Consider the following 242-nt stretch of genomic DNA (forward strand, 5'->3'; position numbering starts at 1 on the left):
TCCAAGAATTAGTCATATCACAAAATAAATTTTCTAAATTAGTACCATCAGTTGGGGTGTTTGTCATTAGTTCAATTGATAATTCATTAATTTTTGAAGTGGAAAAATTTGAAGTGAATCAATGGACTGAAGCATTAGCTAAATCTAAATATAATGAAATTGAAAGAGGTAAATTAGCTGCATATGAAAGTCAAGTATCATTGAAAGAACCAGTTGTGATTAAAAAACAGTCATCATCAACT

General features: G+C 28.1%; 1 protein-coding gene. It reads left to right on the forward strand.

Annotated features, from left to right (window positions below):
• Positions 1 to 242, forward strand: a 242-nt coding sequence (locus ACVA6Q_RS24880; protein WP_446649259.1) for a hypothetical protein, incomplete at both ends; no start/stop codon positions are given.

This window comes from Vibrio sp. DNB22_10_4, from assembly GCF_052879755.1.